This window comes from Verminephrobacter aporrectodeae subsp. tuberculatae At4 (assembly GCF_000193225.1).
Classification (GTDB): domain Bacteria; phylum Pseudomonadota; class Gammaproteobacteria; order Burkholderiales; family Burkholderiaceae_C; genus Acidovorax; species Acidovorax aporrectodeae.
This window is the reverse complement of sequence record NZ_AFAL01000846.1, coordinates 1-467: the sequence shown is the minus strand read 5'-3', so window position 1 is coordinate 467 and position 467 is coordinate 1. Positions and strand designations below refer to the sequence as shown.

Sequence of the window (467 nt, the reverse complement as noted above, 5' to 3'; positions counted from 1 at the left end):
CCGTGGGCGTGAAGGTCGCCGTCCAGAGCGTGCGCTCGGCGTTCGGCGTGAGCGCGCCCAGCGTGCCGTTGGCGTCGGTGAGCACGACGTCGCTGGCGTCAAAGCCGGTGACGGGTTCGTTGAAGCGGATGCTGACGGTGGTGGTTTCGCCCGCGGTGAGCGCGGTGTCGGCCAGCGTGATGGTCGCAGTGGGGGCGCTGGTGTCGCGCGTGTCCACGCTGTAGTTGGCGCTGCGGGAGTGGCCCACTCCGGCCCGGCCTGCGGCGTTGGTCACGCCGGCCAAGTTCACGCTGATGGTGTTGCTGCTGTCGTTGACGTTGGGCGTGGGCGTGAAGACGGCGCTCCAGGTTCTGCCGCCATCTGTGCTGTTCAACGCGCCCAGCGTGCCGTTGGCGTCGGTGAGCACGATGTCGTCGCTCGCGAAGCCGGTGACGGATTCGCTGAAGTGAAAGGTGACGGTGGTGGTT

The 467-nt window shown here is 68.1% G+C and carries 1 protein-coding gene; it reads right to left on the bottom strand.

The window, feature by feature from the left end:
- Window positions 1-467: Ig-like domain-containing protein (locus VTU_RS34150; protein ID WP_010108999.1), on the bottom strand; the 467-nt coding region annotated here is incomplete at both ends.